This window comes from Stenotrophomonas sp. YJH_SMC_79, from assembly GCF_059367995.1.
In genome coordinates this window covers 170,027-188,405 of sequence record NZ_JCAFRK010000005.1, presented here as the reverse complement: position 1 = coordinate 188,405, position 18,379 = coordinate 170,027, and the positions used below count along the sequence as shown (strand labels likewise).

Annotated in this window: 20 protein-coding genes; 11 read left to right on the top strand and 9 right to left on the bottom strand. The window is 67.2% G+C overall.

Going from position 1 to position 18,379, the window contains the following annotated elements; all coding sequences use genetic code 11:
• Nucleotides 1-9: 9 nt before the first annotated feature.
• Entirely contained in the window at nucleotides 10-441 is a 432-nt protein-coding gene (locus tag AC5P57_RS18455; protein WP_088023282.1) for a YkgJ family cysteine cluster protein, read from the bottom strand.
• Between the two features lie 104 nt (nucleotides 442-545).
• On the opposite strand from AC5P57_RS18455, the gene oleC reads away from it, so the two are divergent.
• From oleC to AC5P57_RS18440, 3 genes are all read left to right on the top strand, one after another.
• Nucleotides 546-2,204: an olefin beta-lactone synthetase gene (oleC, locus tag AC5P57_RS18450; RefSeq protein WP_262235838.1), complete on the top strand. Its 1,659-nt coding sequence runs from the start codon at nucleotides 546-548 to the stop codon at nucleotides 2,202-2,204.
• Nucleotides 2,201-3,193 carry a 2-alkyl-3-oxoalkanoate reductase gene (gene oleD / locus AC5P57_RS18445; RefSeq protein ID WP_262235837.1) on the top strand — a complete coding sequence of 331 codons (993 nt, stop codon included), beginning with the start codon at nucleotides 2,201-2,203 and terminating at the stop codon, nucleotides 3,191-3,193. The genes oleC and oleD overlap by 4 nt, the downstream gene beginning before the upstream one ends.
• Nucleotides 3,194-3,275: 82 nt before the next feature.
• Nucleotides 3,276-3,431, top strand: a complete 156-nt coding sequence (locus tag AC5P57_RS18440) for a DUF1328 domain-containing protein (protein ID WP_049429804.1) — start codon at nucleotides 3,276-3,278, stop codon at nucleotides 3,429-3,431.
• Between the two features lie 128 nt (nucleotides 3,432-3,559).
• On the opposite strand, the gene ddlA is transcribed toward AC5P57_RS18440, so the two are convergent.
• The gene (gene ddlA, locus AC5P57_RS18435; RefSeq protein WP_262235835.1) at nucleotides 3,560-4,645 is read right to left on the bottom strand and encodes a D-alanine--D-alanine ligase; all 1,086 of its coding nucleotides are present in this window, start codon (nucleotides 4,643-4,645) and stop codon (nucleotides 3,560-3,562) included.
• A gap of 371 nt (nucleotides 4,646-5,016) precedes the next feature.
• Between ddlA and AC5P57_RS18430 the strand changes: the two genes are divergently transcribed.
• The gene (locus AC5P57_RS18430) at nucleotides 5,017-5,652 is read left to right on the top strand and encodes a ubiquinone biosynthesis accessory factor UbiJ (protein WP_099551571.1); all 636 of its coding nucleotides are present in this window, start codon (nucleotides 5,017-5,019) and stop codon (nucleotides 5,650-5,652) included.
• Entirely contained in the window at nucleotides 5,649-7,304 is a 1,656-nt protein-coding gene (gene ubiB, locus AC5P57_RS18425) for a ubiquinone biosynthesis regulatory protein kinase UbiB (protein WP_099551570.1), read from the top strand. The genes AC5P57_RS18430 and ubiB overlap by 4 nt, the downstream gene beginning before the upstream one ends.
• 52 nt (nucleotides 7,305-7,356) lie before the next feature.
• Here the strand turns inward: ubiB and AC5P57_RS18420 are convergent, their stop codons facing one another.
• The 4 genes from AC5P57_RS18420 to AC5P57_RS18405 are packed head-to-tail and all read right to left on the bottom strand — an operon-like array spanning nucleotide 7,357 to nucleotide 10,489.
• Nucleotides 7,357-8,142 (bottom strand): YaiO family outer membrane beta-barrel protein, encoded by a 786-nt coding sequence (locus tag AC5P57_RS18420; RefSeq protein ID WP_099551569.1) that lies wholly within the window; start codon nucleotides 8,140-8,142, stop codon nucleotides 7,357-7,359.
• Nucleotides 8,143-8,146: 4 nt separating this feature from the next.
• On the bottom strand, nucleotides 8,147-8,752 hold the full coding sequence (locus AC5P57_RS18415) for an LbetaH domain-containing protein (protein ID WP_099551568.1): 606 nt from the start codon (nucleotides 8,750-8,752) through the stop codon (nucleotides 8,147-8,149).
• Nucleotides 8,739-9,878: a glycosyltransferase family 2 protein gene (locus AC5P57_RS18410; protein ID WP_142807920.1), complete on the bottom strand. Its 1,140-nt coding sequence runs from the start codon at nucleotides 9,876-9,878 to the stop codon at nucleotides 8,739-8,741. Before AC5P57_RS18410 ends, AC5P57_RS18415 begins: the two co-directional genes overlap by 14 nt.
• Entirely contained in the window at nucleotides 9,878-10,489 is a 612-nt protein-coding gene (locus tag AC5P57_RS18405; RefSeq protein WP_262235833.1) for a PIG-L deacetylase family protein, read from the bottom strand. Before AC5P57_RS18405 ends, AC5P57_RS18410 begins: the two co-directional genes overlap by 1 nt.
• Before the next feature lie 165 nt (nucleotides 10,490-10,654).
• Here AC5P57_RS18405 and AC5P57_RS18400 point away from each other — a divergent pair, with 165 nt between their 5' ends.
• Both AC5P57_RS18400 and AC5P57_RS18395 read left to right on the top strand, forming a co-directional pair.
• Nucleotides 10,655-11,242: an O-methyltransferase gene (locus AC5P57_RS18400; RefSeq protein ID WP_262235832.1), complete on the top strand. Its 588-nt coding sequence runs from the start codon at nucleotides 10,655-10,657 to the stop codon at nucleotides 11,240-11,242.
• A 130-nt stretch (nucleotides 11,243-11,372) separates the two neighbouring features.
• Nucleotides 11,373-12,116 carry a pseudouridine synthase gene (locus AC5P57_RS18395; protein WP_099551564.1) on the top strand — a complete coding sequence of 248 codons (744 nt, stop codon included), beginning with the start codon at nucleotides 11,373-11,375 and terminating at the stop codon, nucleotides 12,114-12,116.
• Nucleotides 12,117-12,192: 76 nt separating this feature from the next.
• On the opposite strand, the gene AC5P57_RS18390 is transcribed toward AC5P57_RS18395, so the two are convergent.
• Nucleotides 12,193-12,729, bottom strand: coding sequence for a DUF2059 domain-containing protein (locus AC5P57_RS18390; RefSeq protein ID WP_099551563.1), 537 nt, complete (start codon nucleotides 12,727-12,729; stop codon nucleotides 12,193-12,195).
• Nucleotides 12,730-12,862: 133 nt separating this feature from the next.
• Between AC5P57_RS18390 and arfB the strand changes: the two genes are divergently transcribed.
• The 3 genes from arfB (at nucleotide 12,863) to dcp (ending at nucleotide 16,169) form a co-directional block, all read left to right on the top strand.
• Entirely contained in the window at nucleotides 12,863-13,294 is a 432-nt protein-coding gene (arfB, locus tag AC5P57_RS18385; RefSeq protein ID WP_032962216.1) for an alternative ribosome rescue aminoacyl-tRNA hydrolase ArfB, read from the top strand.
• A gap of 46 nt (nucleotides 13,295-13,340) precedes the next feature.
• Nucleotides 13,341-13,901: a lysophospholipid acyltransferase family protein gene (locus tag AC5P57_RS18380; protein WP_239503795.1), complete on the top strand. Its 561-nt coding sequence runs from the start codon at nucleotides 13,341-13,343 to the stop codon at nucleotides 13,899-13,901.
• Nucleotides 13,902-14,012: 111 nt separating this feature from the next.
• Nucleotides 14,013-16,169, top strand: coding sequence for a peptidyl-dipeptidase Dcp (dcp, locus tag AC5P57_RS18375; protein ID WP_099551561.1), 2,157 nt, complete (start codon nucleotides 14,013-14,015; stop codon nucleotides 16,167-16,169).
• Between the two features lie 368 nt (nucleotides 16,170-16,537).
• On the opposite strand, the gene AC5P57_RS18370 is transcribed toward dcp, so the two are convergent.
• Both AC5P57_RS18370 and AC5P57_RS18365 read right to left on the bottom strand, forming a co-directional pair.
• Entirely contained in the window at nucleotides 16,538-16,984 is a 447-nt protein-coding gene (locus tag AC5P57_RS18370) for a 3-dehydroquinate dehydratase (RefSeq protein WP_004153636.1), read from the bottom strand.
• A gap of 3 nt (nucleotides 16,985-16,987) precedes the next feature.
• On the bottom strand, nucleotides 16,988-17,389 hold the full coding sequence (locus AC5P57_RS18365; RefSeq protein ID WP_262235831.1) for a hypothetical protein: 402 nt from the start codon (nucleotides 17,387-17,389) through the stop codon (nucleotides 16,988-16,990).
• Nucleotides 17,390-17,637: 248 nt separating this feature from the next.
• On the opposite strand from AC5P57_RS18365, the gene lepB reads away from it, so the two are divergent.
• Nucleotides 17,638-18,264, top strand: coding sequence for a signal peptidase I (gene lepB / locus AC5P57_RS18360; protein ID WP_099551559.1), 627 nt, complete (start codon nucleotides 17,638-17,640; stop codon nucleotides 18,262-18,264).
• Nucleotides 18,265-18,379 lie beyond the last annotated feature (115 nt).

The window sequence follows — 18,379 nt, the reverse complement described above, 5'->3', positions numbered from 1 at the left end:
GCACTGCCGCTACGCGGCGACCGGCGCCTGCGGCGGCGAGGACGGGCTGTTGCCGTTGTCGTCCGGATGGTCGTCGTCATTGTCGGCCGCGTCGCGCCAGCGCCAGTCGGCCAGCGTCAACGGATCCAGGCCATAGGCGATGCGCGCCTTGTCGCACTGCGGGCTGGCCTTGCCGTACTCCCACGATGCATCCACCTCACGGCACACGCTGGGCCGGTTGGGGTGGATGGTGCAGCGTGAATACACGCCGATCTGCGCATCAAGCGCCACGCAGCGCACCGGCTTGGAATGGGTGCCGCGCATGCACAGGCGGTGCGGGTCGAGAACCTCGGTCAGCTGGTGCGGCACGCCGCCGGGGGTGACCTCGTCTGATTCCATCCAGTGGAAGGCCACGCGGTATTGAGTGCAGCAGGCGCCGCAGGTCATGCAGGGATGTTGCATGGGCAAGCCGCCTCGGGCGGCAGTCGGAATCAGGAACGAGGGTGCGGATTTTCCACGAAGTGGGCCGCCGCGCAAGAAATTCCGTAAGCGGCGACAATGAACGGATGAACCGACCCTGCAATATTGCCGCCCGCTTGCCTGAACTGGCGCGTGAACGGCCTGATCAGATCGCCATCCGCTGCCCTGGCCGCCGTGGCGCCGGCAACGGCATGGCCGCCTACGACGTGACCCTGGATTACCGCCAGCTGGACGCCCGCAGCGATGCCATGGCGGCCGGCCTGGCCGGCTACGGGATCGGCCGTGGGGTGCGCACGGTGGTGATGGTACGGCCGTCGCCGGAGTTCTTCCTGCTGATGTTTGCCCTGTTCAAGCTGGGCGCGGTGCCGGTGCTGGTCGACCCGGGCATCGACAGGCGCGCGCTGAAGCAGTGCCTGGACGAGGCGCAGCCGGAGGCCTTCATCGGCATTCCGCTGGCGCATGTGGCGCGGCTGGTGCTGCGCTGGGCACCGTCGGCGACCCGCCTGGTGACCGTCGGCCGCCGCCTCGGCTGGGGCGGGACCACGCTGGCCGCGCTGGAGCGCGCCGGCGCCAGCGGCGGGCCGATGCTGGCGGCCACTGACGGCGAGGACATGGCCGCGATCCTGTTCACCAGCGGCTCCACCGGCGTGCCGAAGGGCGTGGTCTACCGCCATCGCCACTTCGTCGGCCAGATCCAGCTGCTGGGCAGCGCCTTCGGCATGGAAGCGGGCGGGGTGGACCTGCCGACCTTCCCGCCGTTCGCCCTGTTCGATCCTGCGCTGGGCCTGACCTCGGTCATCCCGGACATGGACCCGACCCGGCCGGCGCAGGCCGACCCGGCGCGCCTGCACGACGCCATCCAGCGTTTCGGTGTGACCCAGCTGTTCGGTTCTCCGGCATTGATGCGGGTGCTGGCGAAGCATGGCCGTCCGCTGCCGACGGTGACCCGGGTGACCTCGGCGGGGGCACCGGTGCCGCCGGACGTGGTCGCCACCATCCGTAGCCTGTTGCCCGCCGATGCGCAGTTCTGGACGCCATATGGCGCCACCGAGTGCCTGCCGGTGGCGGTGGTCGAAGGCCGCGAGCTGGAACGCACGCGCGCCGCCACCGAGGCCGGTGCCGGTACCTGCGTGGGCAGCGTCGTGGCGCCGAACGAGGTCCGCATCGTTGCCATCGATGACGCGCCGCTGGCCGACTGGTCGCAGGCGCGCGTGCTGGCCGTTGGCGAAGTGGGAGAAATCACGGTGGCTGGCCCGACCGCTACCGACAGTTACTTCAACCGCCCGCAGGCCACGGCCGCAGCGAAGATCCGCGAGACGCTGGCCGATGGCAGCACCCGCATCGTCCATCGCATGGGTGACGTGGGCTACTTCGATGCGCAGGGCCGCCTGTGGTTCTGCGGCCGCAAGACGCAGCGCGTGGAGACCGCGCGCGGGCCGCTGTACACCGAACAGGTCGAGCCGGTGTTCAACACCGTGGCAGGCGTGGCGCGCACTGCGCTGGTCGGCGTCGGCGCTGCCGGTGCGCAGGTGCCGGTGCTGTGCGTGGAGCTGCAGCGTGGCCAGTCCGACAGCCCGGCACTGCAGGAAGCGCTGCGTGCCAAGGCAGCGGCGTGCCTGGCCGAGGCTGGCCTGCAGCACTTCCTGGTACATCCTGCGTTCCCCGTCGATATCCGTCACAACGCCAAGATCGGCCGCGAGAAGCTCGCCGTCTGGGCCAGCGCCGAACTGGAGAAGCGCGCATGAAGATCCTGGTCACCGGTGGTGGTGGTTTCCTTGGCCAGGCACTGTGCCGCGGCCTGGTCGAGCGTGGCCACCAGGTGCTGGCGTTCAACCGCAGTCATTACCCGGAGCTGCAGGCGATGGGCGTCGGCCAGATCCGCGGCGACCTGGCCGATGCGCAGGCGGTGCTGCACGCGGTGGCCGGCGTCGACGCGGTGTTCCACAACGGCGCCAAGGCTGGCGCCTGGGGCAGTTATGACAGCTACCACCAGGCCAACGTGGTCGGCACTGACAACGTGATCGCCGCATGCCGCGCGCACGGCATCAGCCGGCTGGTCTACACCTCCACGCCCAGCGTGACGCACCGTGCCACCCACCCGGTGGAAGGGCTCGGCGCCGACGAAGTGCCTTACGGCGAGGACTTCCAGGCGCCGTATGCGGCGACCAAGGCGATTGCCGAACAGCGTGTGCTGGCGGCCAATGACGCCTCGTTGGCGACGGTGGCGCTGCGCCCGCGCCTGATCTGGGGCCCGGGCGACCAGCAGCTGGTGCCGCGCCTGGCCGAACGTGCGCGGCAGGGCCGCCTGCGCCTGGTGGGCGATGGCAACAACAAGGTCGATACCACCTACATCGACAACGCCGCGCTCGCCCACTTCCTCGCCTTCGAGGCATTGGCGCCGGGCGCTGCATGTGCAGGCAAGGCCTACTTCATTTCCAACGGCGAACCGCTGCCGATGCGCGAGCTGGTCAACAAGCTGCTGGCCGCTGTGGGTGCACCGACGGTGGACAAGGCGATCAGCTTCAAGACCGCCTACCGCATCGGTGCGGTCTGCGAGCGGCTGTGGCCGCTGCTGCGCCTGCGCGGCGAACCACCGTTGACCCGCTTCCTGGCCGAGCAGCTGTGCACGCCGCACTGGTACAGCATGGAACCGGCGCGCCGCGACTTCGGCTACGTGCCGCAGGTCAGCATCGAGGAAGGGCTGCGCAGGCTGAAGGCTTCATCTGCCGCATAGGTCGCCATCACTGGTTGCACACCGCCAGATCGGGAGGATGGACCCACGCCATCCAACGGCCCGGACATCTGCGAGGAGCGCCATGCTGCATTACGCCGTCATCTTTTTCGTCATCGCCATCATCGCCGCCGTACTCGGCTTCTCCGGCATCGCCGGTGCCGCCAGCAACATCGCCTGGATCCTGTTCGTGATCTTCCTGGTGCTGGCGGTGATCTCGATGTTCCGCAAGCGCGGATAGAACCTGCAGGACGTGCCGGTCACCGACCGGTACGCCGCTTCCCGGTGGGTGCCGACCGTTGGTCGGCACGTCTTCTGTAGAGCCGAGCCATGCTCGGCTGCTTCTCATGAGGCGAGCATGGCTCGACGCTACAGCAGCGCCTGGTCCGCAGCATGGCGCTCCAGCGCCAGCTCGATCAACCGCGTGATCAGCGTGGTGTAGTCCACACCGCTGGCGCCCCACAGCTTCGGGTACATGCTGATGCGGGTGAAGCCCGGCAGCGTGTTGACCTCGTTGATGACGATCTCGCCGGCTGCGGTGAGGAACACATCCACGCGGGCCATGCCCGCACACTCCAGCGCCTGGTAGGCCTGCAGCGCGATCTGCTGGACGCGCGCCTGGGTTGCAGCATCGATATCCGCCGGCACCACCACCTCGGCGCCATCCTCGTTGATGTACTTGGTGTCGTAGGCGTAGAACTCGTCGTGCACCACCACCTCGCCGCACAGGCTGGCCTGCGGATGTTCGTTGCCCAGCACCGCGCACTCGATCTCGCGGCCGACCACCGCCGATTCCACCAGCACCTTGTGGTCGTAGCGCAGCGCCAATGCCAGTGCCTCGGTGAAGCCCGCCGCATCCTTGACCTTGCTCACGCCCACCGACGAACCCTGGTTGGCCGGTTTCACGAACAGCGGCAGGCCGAGCTGCGCGATCACCGCATTGGCATCGACCTCCGCGACCTGATGGCGACGGATGCACAGCCACGGCGCGACCTGCAGGCCGGCGTCGCGCAGCAGGCGCTTGGTCACGTCCTTGTCCATCGCCACTGCCGAGCCCAGTACCGGCGAACCGACGAAGGGCAGGTTGGCCATGCGCAGCAGCCCCTGCAGCGCACCGTCTTCGCCGAGTGGCCCGTGCACGATCGGCAACACCACGTCGATCTGGCCGAGCGCGCTGGCCGCATCGCACGGCTGCAGCTGCCCGTGTTCCACACCCGGGTGCACCGCCAGCGACGTGCCGGACCGATGCAGCGCGATGCGCGACGGATCATCGGCATTGATCAGGAAGGTATCCGGCTGGCTCAGATGCCACTGGCCCTGCTTGTCGATACCGACCAGCACCGGCTCGAAGCGCTCGCGATCAAGCGCATCGAGGATGTTCTTCGCCGACTGCAGCGAAACTTCGTGCTCGGAGGACTTGCCCCCGAAGATGATGCCGACCCGGGTCCGTGCCATGGGAAATGCGATGTCCTGTGCGTTGCGTGGCCTCATAGCATGAACCTTCACCGGCCCTCCGGGTGAGGCACAGATGAACCAGAAATCCATCCACGCATGGCGTGGATCTACTGTGTCGACCAAGGTCGACACCCACCAACAGCGCGGAAATCTGTCGAAGGCGGGGTGGGGCCGGTTGCGGGGGTGTCCGCGGCATGGATGCCGCGGCCAAGCCCCCACGGACGGGTTTACGGCGTCCCCCGCAACCGGACCCATCCCGCCAACCCACGGAATGCCCGCTGTTGCTTTGGCCGTTGCCGTTGCCGGTGCCTCTGCGGGTGCCGGGCGGCAGCCCGGCCCAAGCCCCCCACCCACGCAGGTAGAATGCGCACATGGCTCTCTCCCTGCTCAAGTCCCTCAAGCCGGTCGCTGGCCGCGCCCTGCAGATCGCCCTGAACCGCGCACTGGCGTTGGATCCGGATACCCGCCATGCACTGGCCAGCCTCGACGGCCGGCATATCGACCTGACCCTGGAAGCGCCTTCGCTGGCGATGCGCATCAGCGTCGACGGCGACCAGCTGCGGGTCGGCCCGGTGGATGCGCAGGAAGCCGACCTGGCCGTGCGCAGCAGCCTGGCCGGCGTGCTGGCGCAGCTGCCGCTGCTGGCCAACGCACGACGCGGCGACAACAGCGGCAAGGGCCGCGTGCGCGTGGCCGGCGACGCCGAACTGGCGCGGCGCCTGCAGCAGCTGGCCAAGGGCTTCGACCCGGACTGGCAGCAGCCCTTCGTCAGCGTGTTCGGCGAAGTACTGGGCGTGCAGGTGGCCAACACCCTGCGCAGCGCCCTGCAGCATGCACGTCAGGGTGCGATCGACCTGGCCCACAGCGCCGCCGAGTTCATCACCGAAGAATCGCGCGACGTAGTGCCGCGCGCTGAACTGGATGCCTTCCACGATGATGTGGACGTGCTGCGCGACGACGTCGAGCGCCTGGGTGCACGCGTGCAGCGCCTGCGGGGTGCCGCATGAAGGCCGTGCTGCGGGCCAGCCGCATTGGCCGGGTGATCCTGCGTTATCGTCTCGACGACCTGCTGCAGGGCACGCCGGCCGAGCGCTGGCTGCGCCTGGCCAAGCCCTTCGTGCCGCGCGCCTCGGCCAGCATTGCTTCGCAGTCGCGCGGCGCCCGCCTGCGTCTGGCGCTGCAGGACCTCGGCCCGATCTTCGTCAAGTTCGGCCAGATCCTGTCCACTCGCCGCGACCTGGTACCGCCGGACGTGGCCAATGAACTGACCCTGCTGCAGGACCGGGTCAAGCCGTTCGATGGCGAGACCGCGCGTCGCATCGTCGAGGACGCGCTCGGACTGCCGGTGAGCGAGGCCTTCGCCAGCTTCGATACCGAACCGCTGGCTTCGGCCTCGATCGCGCAGGTGCACGCGGCCACCCTGGCTGATGGCCGCCAGGTGGTGGTCAAGGTGCTGCGCCCGGGCATCGAGAAGCAGATCGACGCTGACATCGCCCTTCTCAACTCGCTGGCGGCGCTGGTCGAGCGCACCCACCCACGCGCCGACAAGATCCGCCCGCGCGAAGTGGTGGCCGAGGTCGAGAACACCCTGGCCGCCGAGCTGGACCTGCAGCGCGAAGGCGCCAATGCCAGCGTGCTGCGCCGCTTCTGGGAAAATTCCGACGACCTGTACGTGCCGGAAGTGATCTGGAGCCACACCGCAGAGCGCGCGCTGACCCTGGAGCGCGTGTGGGGTATTCCGTCCGACGACATCGAGGCGCTGGACAAGGCCGGCATCGACCGCAAGGCGCTGGCCGCCAAGGGCGTGCGGGTGTTCTACACCCAGGTGTTCCGCGACAACTTCTTCCACGCCGATGCGCACGCTGGCAACATCTGGGTCGATACCGATCCGGCGCGCCGTGCCAACCCGCGATTCATCGCGCTGGACTTCGGCATCATGGGCCAGCTCTCGCAGGAAGATCAGTACTACCTGGCCGAGAACTTCATGGCCATCTTCAACCGCGATTACCGCCGCATCGCCGAACTGCACGTGCAGGCACGCTGGATGCCGGACCACGTACGCATCGACGATCTGGAAGCGGCCGTGCGTTCGGTATGCGAGCCGTACTTCACACGTCCGCTGTCGCAGATCTCGCTGGCCGAAGTGCTGATGAAACTGTTCCGCGTGGCGCAGCGTTACCAGCTGACCTTGCAGCCGCAGCTGATCCTGCTGCAGAAGACCCTGCTGAACATCGAAGGCGTCGGCCGCCAGCTCGATCCGCAGATCGACATCTGGGCGGTGGCCAAGCCGGTGCTGGCGAAGATCCTGCGCGAGCGCTACAGCCCGCGCCGGGTGGTACGCGAGATCGGCAAGCGCCTGCCGGAAATCATGACCCACGCGCCGGACATGCCGCGCCTGGTACATGCCTGGCTGACCCAGCAGGTGGAAGGCCGACACGAGTTGGCAATGCGGTCGCGCGATCTGGTTGCGCTCGACGCCAGCCTGCAGCGCCTGCAGAAGCGCGCCGTGGGGGCGATCACCGGTGTCGGCCTGCTCGCCATCGCTGCATTGATGTACGTGGTGCAGCCGCCGGGCTGGTACTGGGGCGACCTGCCGATGTGGAGCTGGCTGTCCGGTGCGGTCGGCGTGGTGGCACTGGCGCGCGCGTGGTGGCGCTGACCCCAGCGGATTGAAGATCGGCGGCAATGCATGCCGCCGATCGACCACAGGCTTACCAGTGGTAGCCCAGGCCCAGGTGCGACTGCATGCTCTGGAAGCTGTCCAGGCGCGTCTTGTGCCAGGTCTTGCCGATACCCACGTCCAGCACCAGATGTTCACCCAATGGCTGGCTGCGGCGCAGGAAGGCACGCCGTGCGTCGTGCTCGCGCAGCAGCAGCGGATCGGACTCGGCGGTGTAGCCGGCCGTGCCGCTGCCCAGCCACAGTTGGGTCGAGCCACGGCCTTGCCCATCCTTCAGCCGCAGCGACAGTGTGGTGCCATGCCCATCCGGTCCATTGGACTGGCGGTGCCGTTCGTGGCGCAGTGATGTGGTCACGCGCGGGAAGTAATGCGAGGCACCCACCGACCAGCCGCTCACATAGGCGCCGGCATGGTACTGGGCGTATTTGCCGCCCACGCTCAGTACGGTCTGCGGTGTCACTTTCCACTGGATGTCCTGGTTCACCTGGCGGTTGACGAACACTGGATCATCGTTGGATGCCGTGACGGCGGTGCGGGTGGACAGGCGCGGGCTCCAGCGATGGTGCAGCGAGCCCTGTACGCGGTTGCCGCTGAATCGCCTGCTGCCGTAGTCACGCTCGCCATGGGCCAACCCCAGGTGCCATCGGCTGTCACCACTGCGGCCGGCCACGTCCACGGTCTGTACGTCGCGCTTGCCGAAGCCATCGCTGTAGTCGGCATGGTCCAGCTGCACCGTGACACGGTCGACGCCGGCGTGGGCGCTGGAAACAGCCAGCAGCAGGGCGCACGGCAGTGCGCCGCGGATGATCAATCGCATGGGGTTACTCCAGGGGTTGGGAATGCAGTGACTGCAGCAGGCGGTAGCGGCCGGGCGGCAGGTTTCGTTCCACGGTGATACGCGGCCCGAACTGGCTCCCCGGCGCGACGATGCGGCCGGGCAGGATGATCACGCCGACGCCCAGCGCGGCACCTTCACCGATCCACGCACCGAGCTTGTCGCGTTGGCTGTCGATGGCGGTGCCTTCGATGTGTACGCTGACCGTGGCGCCATCGAGGCGGTGGTTGCTGGTGCGCACAAGGGCGCCGAGATAGACCTGGTCATCGATACGGCTGTCGGCGATGAAGCATTGCGGACCGACGCTGACCTGGTTGCCCAACCGCGCGTTCTTCAGTTCGCTGGCAAACCCGATACGCGTGCCGTCACCGATGCACAGCGGGCCGCGCAGCAGCGCGTTGTTGCCGATCAGGCAGTCGCGGCCGATCGACACCGGACCCTGGACATGGGCGCCGTCGCAGATGCGACTGCCGGCACCGATCTGTACGGCGCCCTGCAGGGTGGCCAGTGGCGAGATCCGTGCGCTGGGATCAGTGTGGGGCGCCAGTGTCGACAGCGCCTCGGCCATGGCGGCGAGGTCATTCCACCACATGCGGATACCTCGTCGGTTTGTCGCGCACGGGCTCACGGCCTGTGAACAGTCCCGCCAGGCCGTGCAGCAGCCAGATCGCATAGGCGAGCAGTACATACAGCATCGAGAAGGCCGCCGCGGGCACCAGCCACGCGCGCCGGTGGTGGATGGCGCTGATCACTGCCAGCAGCATGACGATGCCGATCCAGAACAGCGGCATCACCGACAGTGCAAGGCCACCGGGTCCGTGCAGCCGGGCCGCACCGAACCATACCTGCAGCGACAGCACGATGCCGGCCAGGGCGAGCAGCATCATCGGCAGGATGCTGAAAAGGCCGAAGCGGGTCAGCAGCAGGCGGCGATGCAGGCGCATGCATACCGCATAGCCGACGATCCAGCGTCGCCAGCGCCGCCACTCTTCGACCAGCGTGTTGCATTCCTGCGGGTAGACCACGCAGCGGACGCTCTGGCGAACCCGATAGCCCTGCGCAACCAGCGACCAGGACATGTCCAGGTCTTCCACGCGGGTGCGATCGGAGAACCCGACCTTGCGCAGCACCGAAGTGCGGAACAGGCCACACGAACCGGAGACGATGAACGGTGCGCCGCCCAGCCATTGCTGGAAGCTGCGCTTGATAACGATCATCGGCAGTTTCAGGCTGGCGCGCACATGGGGGAGGAAGCCGGCGCCCTGCAGGCTGGAAGAGGGGACGCCGCCAACTGCATCGGCGCCGCGTTCGATCTCGTCCAGCAGATGGCCCAGGCCATGGCTGCGTGGATCGATATGGGTATCTGCATCGGTCAGGAACACCTGCTCGGCGGTCGCGTGCTGCAGCCCGTGCATCAGTGCACCGCCCTTGCCGGTGTTGGCCTGGTGCACGGCCACCAGCCGCCCGGGCCAGCGTGCCTGCAGCGCATCAAGTACTTGAGCCGTGTTGTCGGTGGAGCCATCATTGACGCAGATCACCCGCGCCACGTACGGGTTTTCCAGCAGGCTGGCCAGCGAGCGCTCAAGGCACGGGGCTTCGTTGTAGGCCGGCACGATCGCGTCGATGCTGTACAGGCGGGTGCTGGGCCGGCGCGAGGCCTGCACACAGATGCGCACCAGGATGAAGGCGCACATGGCCAGGAACAACAGTGTCTTCATCACAGCACCAACCGGTATGGCAGGAAGCCCTCGCTGGGACCGATGCCGATCTGCTGGCCACGGAACTGCGCATGGCAGCGGAGGTGGCTTTCCTGCATGTAGTGGCGATCGCCCTGGCTGGCATGCTCGCGCAGCGCGTGGATCTTCAGCTCCAGCTGCGCACTGATGTCCTCGAACACCTGCGGCGCGAACTGCGGCAGGGTGCTGGGGCTCTCATAACAGAGGATCTGCGGAGTGTGGCGGCAGGCGATGATCGACGCTTCATGAACAGTGCGATGGTCCTGGTGATGATCCTCACCACACATCGTGTAGATGCGGCCTGGTTCTATCACGGCGCAGACCTGTTCGATCGACGCGATGATGTCGTTGCGGCAGGCGGGGAATCGCGTGTCCGGGAAATCCTGCTGGATCACCTCGGCCACCCCGAGTCGGCGCAGGGCGCGATGCGATTCATCGCTGCGATCGATGCCGGCGTGGCAGCCGCGGCCGCCGCGGCTGAGTACCAGTGCATGGATGCGTGAGCCGGCGTGGGCGAGCTTTGCCAGGCTGCCACCGCAACCGAGTTCGATGTCATCTGGATGGGCACCGATTGCCAGAATGTTCAATGTCATGGCTGTGTCCTAGCGGAAGCCGGGTGCGCGGCGGCCAGGCATGCTGTCCCCGCGTGAAGGAGGCGGGAACTATCTCAGCGTGAAAATGCAGCGGCTTTAGGATTAATACGAAAATCCGCGATTCGGGTAAGAATGGACGCTGCCTCATGGCGAGCTCAGCGGAAAATGGCCCTGGAACTGTCGGAACTGAAGGATGAACTGGCCCGGCTTGGTGTCGAAAACGACGCCAGTGAAGTCGAACGCGGCCGTCGCATGCTCAACATCACACCGGATACGGGCGAGTTCCTGGCGGTGCTGGTGCGATTCGGGGTAGCGCGCCGGGTGCTGGAGATCGGCACCTCCAACGGCTACTCCACGCTGTGGCTGGCCGAGGCTGCCGCTGCCATCGACGGCCACGTGACCACGCTGGAGTTCGCCGGGGACAAGGTGGCGATGGCACGTGCGAACTTCGCACGCAGCGGTCTGGCCGAGCACATCACGCTGGTGCACGGCGATGCCGGGCCGTGGTTGGTGCAGGCCGCTGAGGGCAGCATCGACCTGCTGTTCCTCGATTCGGACCGTGGTCAGTACGCCGGCTGGTGGCCGCAGCTGCGGCGCGTGCTGCGCCCGGGCGGCCTGCTGGTGGTGGACAACGCCACCTCGCACGCGGAAGAGATGGAACCGCTGCGGGCGCTGCTGGAGGCCGACGTGAACTTCAGCACCAGTCTGGTGCCGGTGGGCAACGGCGAGCTGCTGGCCGTGCGCAGCGCCTGACCCCGCATTGCCCGCGCCTGATCCGGTAGTGCCGGCCGCTGGCCGGCAACCGCAACAATCCAACGGCCCGGAGGCAGCCGGCCAGCGGCCGGCTCTACCCCATTCAGTGCCCAGCCCCGATAATCCCGCGGTGAGCACCGAACCCGATACCCTCGCCGCGGTCGAGACCGACACCGCGCCCCTGCAGATGCTGCACCTGGATGAACGCCTGGCCGTGGTCAACAAGCCTGCCGGGCTGATGGTCCACGACAGCAAGCTGGCCCGCGGCGAAGATGACTTCCTGGCCGACCGCCTGCGTGAGCAGCTGGGCCGCCCGATCTTCCTCGTGCATCGCCTGGACCGGGCGACCAGCGGCTGCCTGCTGCTGGCCTTCGACCGCGAGACCGCCAGCGCGCTGGGCAAGGCGCTGATGGGCGGCGAAGTGTTGAAGGACTACCTGACGGTCTGCCGGGGCTGGCCGGCCGAACTTTCCTGGCAGGTCGACCATGATCTGGATGGCGGCCCGGGCAAGCCGGTGAAGAAGCCGGCCATCACCGACTTCCAGCGGCTGGCGACCGGCGAGCTGTCGGTGCCGGTCGGTGAGTTCACCAGCTCGCGTTACGCGCTGCTGCGCTGCCAGCCGCAGACCGGGCGTTTCCGGCAGATCCGCCGGCACCTCAAGCACCTGTCGCATCACATGATCGGCGACACCAGCCACGGTGATGGCCGCCACAACCGCATCTTCCGCATGCAGGGCGTGCACCGCATGCTGCTGCACGCCGAGCGCCTGCGCTTCCCGCATCCCGATGGTGGCGTGGTGGATGTACGTGCGCCGCTGGACCGCGAGTTCCAGAAGGCGCTGGACCTGTTCGACTGGCAGGTAGAAACCGCCTGACGGTAGTGCCGGCCGCTGGCCGGCAGCTGCCTGATTCCCGTTGTCCTGGGATTGCCGGCCAGCGGCCGGCACTACCTCACTTCTTTTCCGGCTCGTTGACGATTGCTTCCAGGTCCTTCTGCAGGTCCGCGAACAGCGGCTGCATGCGCGCCTGGATGGCCACCATCACGTTCTGCATCAGGGCCGGGGTCTTGTCCAGCAGGCTCTGTCCGGCCGCGCTCTCGTAGAACTCGGCCATCGCCAGCACGTCTTCCTTGCTGAAGGTCTTCTTGTACAGGTCCACGTACATCGGCCGCAGCTGCTGCCACGACAGGGCCTGGCGCAGGGTCTGGCTGGTCCGTGCCTGGATCCGCTTCAGCTGTTCCTGCTGCTGGGCGTTGAGCTGGCGCTGGGCGGCCACCTGCTGGAACTGCTGCTGCTGCATCGCCTCGATCTGCGGCAGCATGGTGTCGATCATGCTCTGCGCGCGCGAGGCCGACAGCAGGCGGTTGATGTCGCCGTCGGTCGGTGGTGCGGCCAGGGCCGGGACACTGGCCACGGCCAGCGCCAGCAACAGGGCAGCACGGCGCAGCAGGGACGGCAGGGACGGCAGGGCGGGTGCGGAGCGGGTCATGCGAAGCTTCCTGCGGTACATGGGACGGCCAGCATACCCGCAGCCAAGGCGAAGGCGGCGTGTTCGGTACCTGATCGGCGGCATACGGCGCGCGATGCGCACTCCGATACGTGGCTGCCGCTACAATGCGCGGATGGGCAGTGGACCGGTCACCATCAGCGCGCAGCTTGAAATCCCCGACGGCGAGATCGTCGAGCGGTTCGTGCGTGCCAGTGGTGCCGGTGGCCAGAACGTCAACAAGGTCTCCACCGCGGTGGAACTGCGTTTCGATGTGGCCAACTCGCCCTCGTTGCCCGAACCGTTGCGCACGCGCCTGCTGGCGCGGCGCGACCGGCGCATGACCGGCGAAGGCGTGCTGGTCATCGACGCGCAACGTTTCCGCACCCAGGATCGCAATCGCGAGGATGCGCGCGAGCGGCTGGCGGCCTTCATCCAGGCCGGGCTGAGCGTGCCCAAACCACGCAAGGCCACCAAGCCGACCCTCGGGTCGAAACTGCGTCGTCTGGACGCCAAACGCGGGCGCGCGCAGATCAAGCGCGGGCGCTCATCACGTGACTGGGAGTGATTGCTTGAACAAGCCGACTTCGTTGCTGCCGGCCGTGCCGCCGCAGATGCCGCAGGTCAAACCCAACGCCTTCCTGCGCTGGCTGGCGCGCTGCACCCTGCGCATGGGCGGCTGGAAGGTGACCGGCACCCTGCCTGACATCCCGCGCCTGGTGTTCATCATCGCGCCGCATTCGTCCAACTGGGATGGCCTGTGGGGCATGGCGGCCAAGATCGCGCTGGGCATGAAGGTGAAGGTGCTGGGCAAGGCCTCGCTGTTCTGGTGGCCGCTGGGCCCGCTGCTGCACAAGCTGGGCGTGATCCCGCTGGACCGCAGCTCGCCGCAGGGCACGGTGGGCCAGGCGGTGGACCTGCTGCGCAACAACGAGAAGATGTGGTTCGCCATCACCCCCGAGGGCACCCGCAAGGCGGTGAAGGACTGGAAGGCCGGCTTCCTGAAGATCGCCCGGATGGCCGACGTGCCGATCCTGGCCGCCTATTTCCATTACCCGGAAAAAACCATCGGCATCGGCCCGCTGTTCCGGCCGACCGGCGATGACGCCGCCGACATGGCCGCCATCCGCGAGTTCTACCGGCCGTGGATGGGCAAGACCCGCGGCACGGTCTGAGCCGGTCAAAGGCCGCCGCATAGACGCCACGTCCGGCACATGCCGGGCGTGCGCGACAGGAGTAGGGTGGAGGGCTGGTATTCCATACCGTCTGCCCAAGGAGCGTTTTACATGTCGCGTACCGTAGTCCTGGCCGCCGCCATCAGCCTGGCGCTGGCGGCCTGTTCCGGCAAGGAGTCCACCCCCGTGTCCGATGCCCAGAAAGCCCCGGCCCAGCAGCCGGCCGAAGCCTCCACCAATCCGCTGCTGAGCGCCAGCACGCTGCCGTTCCAGGCGCCGCAGTTCGACAAGATCAAGGACAGCGACTACCTGCCGGCGTTCGAGGAAGGCATGCGCCAGCACCTGGCCGATGTCCGCAAGATCGCCGACAGCAGTGAGCCGGCCACCTTCGACAACACCATCGTGGCGATGGAGCGCAGCGGCGAGACCCTGACCCGCGTGTCGCGCATCTTCTTCGGCCTGGTCCAGGCCGATACCAACGATGCACGCCAGAAGATCCAGGAAGAAGTGGCGCCGAAGCTGGCCGCGCACCAGGACGAGATCAATCTCGACCCGAAGCTGTTCGCGCGCGTGAAGTCGCTGTACGACCAGCGTGACACGCTGGAACTGGACCCGGTGCAGAAGCGCCTGGTCGAGCATTACTACGACGGCCTGGTGCGCGCCGGCGCGCAGCTGTCCGACGCCGACAAGGCGAGCCTGCGCAAGCTCAACGTGGAAGAAACCACCCTTTCCACCCAGTTCCATACCCGCCTGGTGGCCGCCACTGCCGCTGCGGCCGTCGTTGTCGATGACAAGGCCAAGCTGGCCGGCCTGGACGAGAATGCGATCAACAACGCCGCCAATGCAGCCAAGGATCGCAAGCTGGATGGCAAGTTCCTGCTGCCGTTGCAGAACACCACCCAGCAGCCGGTGCTCGGTTCGCTGAGTGACCGCGACCAGCGCGCCGCCGTGCTGAAGGCCTCGGAAACCCGTGCCGAGCGCGGCGATGCCAACGACACCCGGCAGACCGTGCAGCGCCTGGCCCAGCTGCGCGCGCAGAAGGCCAAGCTGCTCGGCTTCGACACCTTCGCCGACTACCAGCTGGGCGACCAGATGGCCAAGACCCCGGCCGCCGCGCTGAAGCTGCTGACCGACACCGTGCCGGCTGCCACCGCCAAGGCGCGCGCCGAAGCCGGCGAGATCCAGAAGGTGATCGACGCGCAGAAGGGTGGTTTCCAGGTCGCCGCTTCGGACTGGGATTTCTACGCCGAGCAGGTGCGCAAGGCCAAGTACGATCTGGACGAATCGCAGATCAAGCCGTACTTCGAACTGGACAACGTGCTGCAGAACGGCGTCTTCTACGCCGCCACCCAGCTGTACGGCATCACCTTCAAGCCGCGTACCGACATTCCGACCTACAACCCGGACATGAAGGTGTACGAAGTGTTTGACAAGGACGGCACCTCGCTGGCCCTGTTCTACACCGACTACTTCAAGCGTGACAGCAAGTCCGGCGGCGCCTGGATGGACGTGTTCGTCGAGCAGGATGGCCTGACCGGTGCCAAGCCGGTGGTCTACAACGTCTGCAACTTCACCAAGCCGGCCGCCGGCCAGCCTGCGCTGATCAGCTTCGACGACGTCACCACCATGTTCCATGAGTTCGGCCATGCGCTGCACGGCATGTTCTCGAACGTGAAGTACCCGTCGATCGCCGGCACCGCCACCTCGCGCGACTTTGTCGAGTTCCCGTCGCAGTTCAACGAGCACTGGGCGCTGGATCCGAAGGTGTTCGCCAACTACGCCAAGCACTACAAGACTGGCGAAGCGATGCCGCAGGAACTGGTCGACAAGATCCTCAAGGCACGCAGCTTCAACCAGGGTTATGCGACCACCGAATACCTGTCGGCCGCACTGCTCGACCTGGCCTGGCACACGCAGAAGGCTGATGCGCCGCTGCAGGATGTTGGCGCCTTTGAAGCCAGCGCGCTGAAGAAGTTCAAGGTCGACCTGCCGCAGGTGCCGCCGCGCTACCGCACCACCTACTTCGACCACATCTGGGGTGGTGGTTACTCGGCCGGTTACTACGCTTACTTCTGGGCGGAAGTGCTGGACCATGACGCCTACCAGTGGTTCACCGAACACGGTGGCCTGACCGCGGCCAATGGACAGGAGTTCCGCGACAAGATTCTCTCGCGCGGCAACAGCGTGGAACTGTCGACCCTGTACCGCGATTTCCGCGGCAAGGATCCGTCGGTTGAACCGCTGCTGAAGTTCCGCGGGCTGAAATAAGCGCGACCTGAAGTACGAAAGAAATAACGGCGGGGGAAACCCCGCCGTTATTCGTTGAATCGATGCCATCGACAGATTCCGCAGTTTGCCGCTCATCCACGCATGGCGTGGATCCATGTATCGACCAAGGTCGACACCCACCAGAAGCAGGCCATGCCATTCCGACAGTTCGCGGAGATCTGTCGAAGGCGGGTGGGTCCGGTTGCGGGGGTGTCTGCGGCATGGATGCCGCGGCCAAGCTTACAGGGACGTACTTGCAGCGTCCCCCGCAACCGGACCCACCCCGCCATCCCCCAGGAAACCGGCTGTTGCTGTTGAGGTTGCCGGCCAGCGGCCGGCACTACCGGGTGCCGGGCGCAGCCCGGCCATCACGTCCCCACATGCACCCGGTTCGCCTGTTCGGCCAATCCCAGGTGATCCAGCGCGATATCCAGCGCCAGCACATAGCTCTGTGCGCCATACCCAGCGGCGATGCCCAGGCGCTGGCCGACACCGGCCGGCAGGCACGGCTCGGCGACCGCGCCGTCGTCATGCACTTCCACGTAGGCGTTGTGCAGGTAGGGCAGCAGCCGCTGCAGGCGCAGGCTGTTGGCACAGGCACCCGGGTCAAGCAGCGTCACCTCGCCACGGCTGTGGTCGGCTACGCGCAGCGCATCCAGCAGTTCCTGCTCCGAGCCGCAGGCACGGATCGCCACACTGGTGCCGGCGTCGATCGCGCGATGCACCAGCGACTTCAGTACCGGCGCCGGCAGTGGCATGGCGGTGCGGATCAAGGCGCCGGCCGCTTCCGGGCCGCGGATGATGAAGATCGACATGGCTCAGCCCTCCTGTGCCAGGCGGTGGCCAACGATGGCCAGCGACAACGGGTAACCGGCCTGCTGGCTGCGCTGGTCCACCACCACCGCGGCGGGGCCATGCTGCAGGCGCAGGCGCGCCTCCAGGCCGGGCTCGCTGGGTGCCTGCAGTTCGATGTACTGCGCCGGCAGTCGTTCCAATGCCGCCTGCAGCGCGCCACCCTCGGCCTGCCATTGCGCATCATCGGCCACGCCGACATCCAGCAGTACCCAGTCGGCCGAACGCGCCTGCGGCTGGCACAGGCACTGGCGTACTTCGGACAGGCTGGCGCAGTCGCTGCACAGCACGCGATGGCCGGCCAGCTGCGTCGGCAATTGCGGGCGCGGTGCCGACGAAGATGCGTGGCGGATCACCAGGAGGGTCATACAACACCTTGCGGAATGCGCCCTGTGGCGCGGTGGGCACACGATGCGCGCGCTGGCCGTAAAGGTGCGATGCCCGTGGCCGGTCCAGCGCGTAAAACCTGCGTAACCCTGCATCGGTAGCGCCGGGCCATGCCCGGTGAACGCGCCGCATCCCCGTTTCCATCGGCCGTCGGGCACGGCCCGGCGCTACCGGGAACCTCTCCCCCCATGTGTGGTCTGATGCAGCTACCACCTACCCGGAGCCTGCCATGGATGCCGTTGCCCGCCCTCCCTTTTCCGAACGTGCGCTGGCCTGGCTGAAGAAGGAGGCGTTGCCCCTGCTGGTGATGCTCGGCCTGCTCGCCGCCGCCCGCGATACCCTGGCCAACCACTACGTAGTGCCCAGCGGCTCGATGCAGCCGACCCTGCAGCCTGGTGACCGGGTGGTGGTGGACATGCGTGCCTACGGCCTGCGCCTGCCGTTCACCAGCAAGGAACTGATGGCGACCGGTACCCCGCAGCGCGGCGAAGTGGCGGTGTTCGATTCGCCGGCCGATGGCACCCGCCTGATCAAGCGCGTGGCCGCAGTGGCCGGTGACCATGTGCAGCTGCACGAAGGGCACCTGAGCATCAACGGCCAGCCGCTGCAGACCGCGGACCTGCAGGATGTGGAAGCCTTCGGTGAACGCCGTGCCCGCCTCGATCTGGACATGGGGGGCGGCCCGGACATCGCCGACCTGGTGGTGCCGGACGGCAAGCTGCTGGTGCTGGGCGACCATCGCGGCAACAGCTTCGATGGCCGCTTCTTCGGCTTCGTCGATGCGGACAAGGTCTACGGCCGTGCGGTGGCGGTGTACTACCGCCGTGGCGACGGCTTCGAGTGGCAGCGCCTCTAAGCTGAATTGATACGCCAGACGTATCAATCATGACCTATCAGGTTATGGATCGACTGGATGGGTGGGCCTAGTCTAGGCCCGTTCCCTCCCATGCCCGGCCGACCCCACCGGCCCA